This window comes from uncultured Veillonella sp. (assembly GCF_915069625.1).
GTDB lineage: Bacteria > Bacillota > Negativicutes > Veillonellales > Veillonellaceae > Veillonella.
Genome location: NZ_CAJZFD010000070.1, coordinates 1 through 9,603, shown reverse-complemented (window position 1 = coordinate 9,603; position 9,603 = coordinate 1). Strand labels below are relative to the sequence as shown.

The following is a 9,603-nucleotide window of genomic DNA, read 5'->3' as shown; positions in this document are numbered from 1 at the left end:
TAGCCGCATTTTGGCTGCCGCAAGCTTGTAAGTCATCGAAGGATACGATTTCAGCACGGATAAAGCCTTTTTCGATATCGGAGTGAATTTTACCAGCTGCTTGAGGCGCTTTTGTGCCATTTACAATTGTCCAAGCACGAGCTTCCATTTCACCAGCAGTGAAATAGTTGATAAGACCTAAGAGTGCATAACTTGCTTTGATAAGTTTAGTTAAGCCAGATTCTTCAAGGCCAAGATCTTCAAGGAATGCAGCAGATTCTTCTTCAGATAATTCAGCAATTTCAGATTCGATGCGAGCAGAAACAACAACGATGCCAGCGCCTTCGTTTTTCGCATATTCCTCAACACGTTTTACATATTCATTGGAAGAGTAATCAGATACTTCATCTTCAGAAATGTTAGCTACATAAAGAGATGGTTTTGCTGTAAGCAATGTCAACTCTTTGATCATTTCTAATTCTTCTTCTTCGAGACCTTGTGCACGAACTGGTTTTGCTTCACCTAGACCTTCGATGATGCGTTCTAGTAATGGTAACTCAGCACGCGCATCTTTGTCACCAGATTTAGCGATTTTTTCAATACGTTGTTTACGTTTTTCCACGGATTCAAGGTCTGCAAGGCAGAGCTCAGTGTTGATGATTTCAATATCACGAATTGGATCGATAGAGCCAGAAACGTGAGTGATGTTAGGGTCATCGAAACAACGAATGACTTGAGCAATAGCGTCTACTTGGCGGATATGGCTAAGGAATTTATTACCTAAACCTTCGCCTTTGGACGCACCTTCTACAAGGCCTGCAATATCTACGAAGCGCATAGCAGCAGGAAGGATGCGTTTAGAACCAAACATTTCAGCCAATACAGCTAAACGATTATCTGGAACATCAACGACACCTACGTTTGGCTCAATTGTACAGAATGGATAGTTGGCAGCTTCAGCGCCCGCTTTAGTAATGGCGTTGAATAATGTACTTTTACCAACATTTGGAAGGCCTACGATGCCTACTTCTAAATTTGTGCTCATGGTACCACCTTTTATTAACTAATTGATTTCGTTCTTTGTGAAAGCTTCCGTAGAAACTCTATCAAATAAATATTATATCATATAGATGCTATAAATTTGTACTAAAAAAGTGACACCATTAGTCACATTGGTGACTAGTAGTGTCACTAAATCCCTTTACATAGAAATCGACAAATTATATATTGATGTCGAGGCCTCTAGATGTGTCAGGTCTTGCCAATTTCTCGAGGATTGGCGGTGATAGCATGAAGACCTACGAAGTTTTATCTTTAATGATAGCTTTTGGTATGTTAGTTGCTACCATTATCATAGCAGCAAGATAATTGACTTCTAACTCAGGTTAGCTTTTATGTAGCAGGGCTTTGAAAAGGACCCTTTTGTCGTCAGGCCAAATTTTCAAACTAGTAAGAGATGTGAGAGCTGACGCCGGAAAACATCTACGCCTCACTTCTTCTAAGTAGTATACCATAGAAGTAGATAAAATCCCACACACTAGTGTGGGATTTTATTTTGTGTCTTATAGAGAGTGAGCTCGTAATTCTTCAGCAGAATGAGTAGAAATCCAAGCTGGTGGAATGTCGAATACTGTGTAGCAACCTGTGCCGCCGTGTTTAGCAAGGCGGTAGATACCACGTGCATAAGCAACAAGTGCAGAGCCAGTGAATTCAGGGTTGGAGTCAAGTTTTAAGGAATACTCAACAACATGACGTGTGCCGTCAGTGCTTTCACCAGAGCGAAGAACGAAGCCACCATGTGGAATACCTTTATGGTCGCGATCAAGTTCTTCTTGAGAAATGAAGTTTACTACAGTTTCATAACCTACGAAGTAGTTTTCCATAGTTTTGATTTCATTTTCAATTTTAGCTTTGTCAGCATTAGGTGCAGCTACTACATAGCACTCACGAAGGTGACCTTTATAGCCATCAACGTCTGGAGTTTCACCATTACGGATTGCTTCAAGGTATTGTTCTTTAGGAACAGTGTATTGACGAGCATCAAGAACGCCATCGATACGGCGGATAGCATCGGAGTGACCTTGGGAAACACCACGGCCCCAGAATGTGTAAGATTTGCCTTGAGGCAAGATGCTTTCAGCATATACACGTTGTAAAGAGAACATGCCTGGGTCCCAACCGCAAGAAATCAATGTAGCAGTTTTAGCTTCTTTAGCTACTTTGTCTACGTTTGCGAAATGCTCAGGGATACGTGCATGTGTATCGAAGGAATCGATACAGTTGAAGTATTTTGTTACCATTGGAGTTTGTTCGATAAGGTCTGTTGCAGAACCACCGCAAAGAACCATAACATCGATTTTACCTTTGAAGTTTGGTAGATCTTCCATAGTATATGTAGGAACACCAGACACTGTTTCTAAACCTTTACGGCGAGAGAATACACCAACAAGCTCCATATCAGGTTGTAATTTTACGGATGCTTCAACGCCACGACCTAAGTTGCCGTAGCCAACGATACCAATACGAATTTTGCTCATATTAGCCTCCTATATAAATCGAGAAATTTAATAATTAACATAATCATTATAGCATAAAATGATAGTTATTAATATTTTTCTATAGAATCAAATAAAATTAAATATATAATACTATCTATCATATTGATGCTGAGATAGATCATAACGTTTAACTAACATAAAAAGGACCGATTATACTCCTAATATAGGTGTACAATCGGTCTCGTTGTCTTTTTAGATTCTATAGGGGATAAGCTGTATGCTAATTATCCTATTAGAATTTTAATGTTTTAATTCTTTCAACGGCGCGAATTGTATTTTCACGGCTACCGAAAGCTGTTAAACGAAGGTAGCCTTCGCCGTGAGGACCAAAGCCAGAGCCTGGTGTAGATACGATTTGAACTTGTTCGAGCAAGATGTCGAATAATTCCCAGCTAGTCATATTACCAGGAGTTTTTAGCCAAATGTATGGAGCGTCAACGCCGCCGTATACAGTAAGGCCGATAGATTCAAGACCTTCTTTGATAATACGAGCGTTTTCTTTGTAGTATGCAATGTTAGCGCGAGTTTGTTCGCGGCCTTCTTTTGTGTATACTGCTTCAGCACTGCGTTGGATGATGTAAGGAACACCATTGAATTTAGTGCATTGGCGACGGTTCCACATAGGGTTTAGTGCTTGGCGTTCACCAGATTTAGTTTTACCAGTCACTTCTTTAGGTACAACTGCGTAAGCACAACGTGTACCAGTGAAACCTGCAGTTTTGGAGAAGGAACGGAACTCGATAGCTACTTCACGAGCACCTTCGATTTCGTAGATGGATTTTACAGTGTCTTCTGTGCTGATGAAAGCTTCATAAGCGGAGTCGAACATTAAAATTGCATCATTATCTTTACACCATTTGATCCATTCTGCTAAACGAGCACGGCTTAAAACAGTACCAGTTGGGTTGTTAGGGGAGCAAAGATATACGATATCTACACGTTCAGAAGGGAATTCTGGAGAGAAGTTGTTTTCTGCGTAAGTAGGGAGGTATACAACCTTTTGGAAGATGCCGTCTACTGCTTCGCCAGTACGACCGCCCATTACGTTAGAGTCTAAGTATACTGGGTACACTGGATCCGTGATAGCGATGATGTTATCTTCGCTGAATAACTCTTGGATATTACCAACATCAGATTTTGCACCATCGGAAACGAATACTTCATCAATCGCAATGTCTACGCCTAATGGTTTGTAGTCGCCATCAACAATAGCTTGACGTAAGAAGTCATAACCTTGTTCAGGGCCATAACCGCGGAATGTTTCAGCTTTACCCATTTCTTGAACTGCTTTGCTCATAGCATCGATAATTGCTGGAACAAGTGGTAATGTAACATCACCGATACCAAGACGAATGATGTCTGCATCTGGATGCGCTGCTTGATAATCTGCAACCTTTTTAGCGATATTAGCAAATAAATAAGAACCTTGTAGGTTTAAATAGTTTTCATTAATATTAGCCATGATGACTCCTTTTTATAATCAGATTTCTCTATATATAGTAAATTATATAGAATAATGACGCAAGGATTTTCTATAGAATTTTTCTTTAATCTAAACAGTATAAGTACTTTTAATATAAAAGATTATAATATGGGGAATTTATTACTCGTAGTGAATAGTATAGTAAAAGCATAATAAATTTACATTAACTTTAGTTATTATTGATTTGAGGTGGGCGTTTCATCATTTACTCATAAAATTCTTGCTGATATAATTAATTTATAGTATAAATCTAACGGATATCACATATAAGCTAGTTATTCTTAATATTGGGGAAATTATTGATAAGGGAGAATAGAGATGTCTGATTGTAAGCAGTTTTATAACAATATTTGCAAAGAAATTAGTAGGAGCGATAAATTAAAAGACTTTGAAACAATATTTAGTGTTAAACAAGGCTCTAAAGACAAGAACGTAAAGCTTACAGAGGTGCAAAAATTTGCGGCAAACTTTTATAAAGCACCTATTATTAACTACAAAGGGCATGTAACAGGTAAATCAAAAGTCAATAATACTCGATATAGCGAAGTTATTGCAGATACACTTGTATCAAAAGGTTACATTAAAACATGGCTCGAATTAGAACCTTTAAGACCTAAACATTTTGATACAGGTCATAATCATTCTGAAAGTGTGGATATAAATAAGTTGCAGAGCAGTAATCGAAAAGAAGAAATCTTAGCAAAACTATTATTCTATCAACGTGACGTTAAGGATTTAGGTTATATTTTTGATTATCAAACACCGCTGAAAGCAAGTTTAAGTGATTCGTATGGCAAAATAGATCTTTTAGGTTATAACTCCAAAGATAAATGTTATTCAATAATTGAATTGAAATATCGTCCATCTGGGAGCGATGAAACTTTACTGCGATGTGTTTTAGAGGCGTATACATATTACAAATTATTTGATTTGAATCAGATAGAATCTGCTCAAGATCATAACGGTATAACTGAATTGAGAGCATTAAAGGATTATAAACATACTAAGAACGCTGAATTAGTAATTTTATTTGATGAGAAGTCTCGGGCTAAAGACGATGGCGGAGAAAACTTAAATTTAATGCTACGGATAGATTTGCCGAATAAAGATAAAGCAGATAAAACAAAGAAAGCAAATTATCCGTCTAAAACAGTTGAAAGCCAGCAGCATAAAGAGTGTCAAGATTTACTTAATTCCGATAAACGTAATTCTTTACGAACTTTGTGTGACAGAATCTTAGAACAAGAGCCTAAGTTGAAACAAATTCGATTTGTTGTATTACGTGCTGATACAGATAGTAAATCTTCTTATCCAACAAATATAAAAGGTTGGTCTAGAAAATTTGATCGATTATATCGAGCAGAAACATTGCTAACTATTTCTCGTAAAGGTTAAGTATGAATATAATTATCCATCGTGGTACTCATCAAATTGGTGGTAGTGCCATAGAAATTAGTACAGCAACTACTCGCATTATGCTGGATTTTGGTAATGAATTAAGTTTAGATGAAAAGTATACACCTATAAATCTGGATATAGACGGCGTTACAAAAAGGATGCCGGATTGTGATGGTATTATAATCTCTCATTATCATATGGATCACTTAGGACAACTAACCTCTGTACTTCCAGAAATCCCATTCTATATGGGAGAATTAAGTAAAGAAGTGGCTATGATAGCTGCTGAATATCAAGATAAAAACTTATACTTAAGATTATTAGGTGCAAATACATTTCGTGGAGGCGAAGCTTTTACTATTGGAAATATACATATTAGACCTCTTGTTATCGACCATAGTGCTGCTGATAGTTATATGTTTGTCATTGAAGCAGAAGGTAAACGTGTCTTATATACAGGTGATTTTAGACTGCATGGATTACGCCATCATGTATTAGAAAAGTTAGTCAAGACCTATATAGGTAAGGTTGATGTATTGATTACAGAAGGAACCTCATTATCTAGAGATGCTGATGATCATATATCTGAAGTAGACGTATTAGATGATATTTCTTCATATATTCAAGATGGGAAATATGTATTTGTTATGTGTTCATCTACGAATATTGATCGTATTATGGGGATTTGGCAGAATATGCCCACTGATAAAGTACTAATTTGTGATACGTATCAGAAAAGAATATTAGATACTGTTATAAATAATGTATATTATGAAAGTTCTTTGTATCGTAGACATGATAGCCCATTAGTTCTTAGTAAAGGACCGTATCCTAAATATTATATGGATAACGGATTTGTATCCTTAATAAGAGGAACTGAATATTTTATTTCTCACATTAAAGAGTTTCCTAAGGATGATGTACGTATCATTTATTCTATGTGGACAGGATATATTGAGGAGAATCCAGCATTGAAGAATTTACTAGATACATATCCATCTTATATATCCCATGCAAGTGGTCATGTTTCGAAGACTGATTTACTCAAGTTTATAGACTTAGTGAATCCTGATGTAATTATTCCGGTTCATACTGATAATCCTGATAGATTAGAGGAATTAGTACCTCATAGAAATGTGTATACTGTTAATGATAACGAGCCATTTATTTTATAATTCCTTTTAGAAATTTCGCTTTTGATGTATAATAAATAAAAAGAGAGCCATCAACGTGTGGTTGCGTTAGGCTCATCTTATAAATGTTTTCTTATGATTGCCTAGCGTGCGAGTATTTTGTATACTCTGTTGCGTTAGGCTTTTATCTTTACATTACTTTAATAGTGCAAAGAGTGATATTGCTATGGAAATTACAAAAAGAATTAAGTAGTACTTTTCGAATTTGCTCATAGTATCACCACCTTTCGGTGATGGGCCTAACTCACGTGATGACTCTTAGCATTAGTATATCAATGTAATTTTAGGAAAAATAGAATTGACATTTGGCTATAGACCAATTCTTGCGTAGTGTTTTACTACGCTTTTTTGTTGAAAAATATCAAAACTATATAGGATTAACTTTGTTTTTGATATAATTTAAATAAATACATATTATCGTGCAATTTTATATGAAAGTGGTGTCTTTATGCTGACGATTAGCAATAAAGGATGGCTTTTTACTTCTATATTAAGTGCTTTGATGGCGTTTACGTCGTTGTCGACAGATATTTATTTGCCTGCCATGCCAGAGATGGGGCGTGATCTCAATGGTGATGCAGAATTAACGTTGACTGGTTTCTTAATAGGTTTTGCGCTAGCTCAGCTTTTTTGGGGAGCGGTTAGCGATAAAATTGGTCGTAAGAAGCCGCTGATTATGGGGATAGTCTTATTTATCATCGGCTCAGTAGGCTGTGCCTTGAGTTCATCTATGCTGGAATTACTAGCTTGGCGCGTATTCCAGGCCTTTGGTGCCTGCGTAGGGCCTATGTTATCACGGGCTATGATTCGCGACTTATACGGTCGGACTGAGGCCGCAAAAATGTTATCTACCTTGGCTATTGTTATGGCTATAGCGCCTATTGCAGGGCCGATGCTAGCAGGGCATCTACTCGTGTGGTATACTTGGCATTCAATCTTTTGGTTATTAGTTGCTATCGGCATTTTGATGCTCGTTGCCGTATTAGTCATTCCTGAAACACATCCTGTAGAGAAACGTAGTAAAAAGTCTATAGCTCATACCTATAATAATTATTGGATTTTATTGCGCAATAAAGGCTTTATGAAGTATACGCTATGTGTCAGTTCCTTTTATATTGCTATCTATGCGTTTTTAACAGGTTCGCCTTATGTATATATTGATGTCTATGAGGTACCAAAAGAGTACTTTGGTTATCTCTTTTCTGTTAATATTATTGGTGTTATGTTACTAAGCGCCATCAATCGCCGTATTGTAAGTGCTATACGTCTCGATAGATTATTGCGATATGCCACATTATTTGCTGCTATTTGTGTATCTGTTGTAATGGGACTAATTGTCTTAGGCTACCATTCACTGTGGTTAATCGTTATTGGTTGTTTTTTATTCTTCTCTATGAACGGCATCATTGCAGCTGTAACGAATGCATTAGCATTAGATAGAGCAGGTAGAATGGCTGGCTCTGGGGCAGCATTATTAGGGGCTATGCAATATGGTAGTGGGATTGTATCATCGTTGATTCTTACCTTCTTACCAAATGATACGGCGGATCCTATGATGGGGGTCATTACATTATTTGTTATTATTTGCGCCATTATCGCCTTTCCTGAAGATGAAAAATATAATCGTATATAATATTGGTGAAAGCAAGGGTTTAAATTTGAACTCTTGCTTTCATTCTTTTTTTAGGTTATAATAGTAAGGCTTATTGATGGTAAGCACTTCCTACCCCTATGTGTCGATAGGGGCATTAGTCCGAAAGAGGAGGTGATTTTGTATGAACAAATACGAAGTCATGTTTATTGTGAAACCAGCTGAAGAGGAAGCAACTAACGCTGTTATTGAAAAAGTAGAAGCTTTAATTGCTCGTGTAGGCGGCACAGTAGAAAAGGTAGATCGTTGGGGCAAGCGTCGTCTTGCTTACGCTGTGAAGAAATTCACTGACGGTTTCTATGTATTGATCAACTTTGAAGCAGCACCTGCTGAAATCAAAGAAATCGATCGTGTATTGAAAATCAACGATGAAGTCCTAAGACATCTAATTGTTAAACACGAAGCATAATTAAAGCCTGGAGGAAAACATGAACTCTGTACAAATTCTAGGTAATTTAGCTCGTGATCCTGAAGTACGCTATACCAAAACTGGTCGTGCGGTAGCAACTTTCACAGTAGCTGCCACAAACACCTATATTGATTCCACAACAAATGAGACGAAAGAACAAACTGCTTTCATCAACTGCGTTGCTTGGGGTAAACTTGGTGAAGCGGCAGGCAATCTTCGTAAAGGCAGTCGTTGCTTTGTAGAAGGTCGTTTGCAAACTCGTTCTTACGAGACTCAGGACGGTCAAAAACGGTACGTTACTGAAGTAGTAGCGAACTTTGTGGGCCAATCCCTTGATATGAATACTAATTCTTTCGAAGGTGGGTCCAATTTTGATAGTTTCAGTACAGGCGGCGATGACGAAAACATCCCGTTCTAGTGTCAGGGACTCCTACTAATTCGAAAAGGAGGATTCGCAATGAGAAGAGATAGAGGCAGAAAGCCAAGAAGAAAAGTATGCGTTTTCTGTGCAGACCATATCGATCAAATCGACTATAAAGACGTTGCTAAACTTCGTCGTTTTACGACTGAACGCGGCAAAATCTTACCTCGTCGTATTTCCGGTACTTGCGCAAAACATCAACGCAAATTGACTACATCTATCAAACGTGCACGTGCAATCGCTTTATTGCCATTCACTGCAGAATAATTGATGAATCAAGGCGGTATAACCATTTGGTTGTACCGCCTTTTTGCTACATAAAGAGCTGGTTCTGTATGGACTGGCTCTTTTTCTTAGATTGTGGTATATTTTGCAGGAAAACGGTGTTTCTGTAGAACAAATTGTAGCTGATGTAAAAGCATTGCTAAGTTAAAATCGCTACAGAATATAACTTATATAAATATTGTTTATGAATGAATTGAAAAGTAGTAGTTCTTTCTAATTAGCATAG

Annotated in this window: 10 protein-coding genes; 7 read left to right on the top strand and 3 right to left on the bottom strand. The window is 37.3% G+C overall.

The window, feature by feature from the left end; all coding sequences use genetic code 11:
- Window positions 1–1,024 (bottom strand): redox-regulated ATPase YchF (gene ychF / locus QZ548_RS05085; RefSeq protein WP_295868832.1); only part of this gene is annotated, 1,024 nt, incomplete at its 3' end.
- Between the two features lie 185 nt (window positions 1,025–1,209).
- On the opposite strand from ychF, the gene QZ548_RS09030 reads away from it, so the two are divergent.
- Window positions 1,210–1,347: a putative holin-like toxin gene (locus tag QZ548_RS09030; RefSeq protein WP_222847350.1), complete on the top strand. Its 138-nt coding sequence runs from the start codon at window positions 1,210–1,212 to the stop codon at window positions 1,345–1,347.
- A gap of 194 nt (window positions 1,348–1,541) precedes the next feature.
- Here the strand turns inward: QZ548_RS09030 and QZ548_RS05080 are convergent, their stop codons facing one another.
- Window positions 1,542–2,516: a diaminopimelate dehydrogenase gene (locus QZ548_RS05080; RefSeq protein WP_105094695.1), complete on the bottom strand. Its 975-nt coding sequence runs from the start codon at window positions 2,514–2,516 to the stop codon at window positions 1,542–1,544.
- Between the two features lie 253 nt (window positions 2,517–2,769).
- The gene (locus QZ548_RS05075) at window positions 2,770–3,999 is read right to left on the bottom strand and encodes an LL-diaminopimelate aminotransferase (protein ID WP_105094696.1); all 1,230 of its coding nucleotides are present in this window, start codon (window positions 3,997–3,999) and stop codon (window positions 2,770–2,772) included.
- 339 nt (window positions 4,000–4,338) lie between these two features.
- Here QZ548_RS05075 and QZ548_RS05070 point away from each other — a divergent pair, with 339 nt between their 5' ends.
- From QZ548_RS05070 to rpsR, 6 genes are all read left to right on the top strand, one after another.
- A complete protein-coding gene (locus QZ548_RS05070) occupies window positions 4,339–5,415 on the top strand; it encodes a hypothetical protein (RefSeq protein ID WP_227721382.1) in 1,077 nt (358 codons plus the stop codon).
- A gap of 2 nt (window positions 5,416–5,417) precedes the next feature.
- Window positions 5,418–6,593 carry an MBL fold metallo-hydrolase gene (locus QZ548_RS05065; protein WP_295868827.1) on the top strand — a complete coding sequence of 392 codons (1,176 nt, stop codon included), beginning with the start codon at window positions 5,418–5,420 and terminating at the stop codon, window positions 6,591–6,593.
- A gap of 466 nt (window positions 6,594–7,059) precedes the next feature.
- A complete protein-coding gene (locus QZ548_RS05060; RefSeq protein ID WP_105090161.1) occupies window positions 7,060–8,244 on the top strand; it encodes a multidrug effflux MFS transporter in 1,185 nt (394 codons plus the stop codon).
- Between the two features lie 142 nt (window positions 8,245–8,386).
- The gene (gene rpsF, locus QZ548_RS05055; RefSeq protein ID WP_004693799.1) at window positions 8,387–8,671 is read left to right on the top strand and encodes a 30S ribosomal protein S6; all 285 of its coding nucleotides are present in this window, start codon (window positions 8,387–8,389) and stop codon (window positions 8,669–8,671) included.
- Window positions 8,672–8,690: 19 nt separating this feature from the next.
- Entirely contained in the window at window positions 8,691–9,089 is a 399-nt protein-coding gene (locus QZ548_RS05050) for a single-stranded DNA-binding protein (RefSeq protein WP_004693797.1), read from the top strand.
- 39 nt (window positions 9,090–9,128) lie between these two features.
- Window positions 9,129–9,359 (top strand): 30S ribosomal protein S18, encoded by a 231-nt coding sequence (rpsR, locus tag QZ548_RS05045; protein WP_004693795.1) that lies wholly within the window; start codon window positions 9,129–9,131, stop codon window positions 9,357–9,359.
- Window positions 9,360–9,603: the final 244 nt, after the last annotated feature.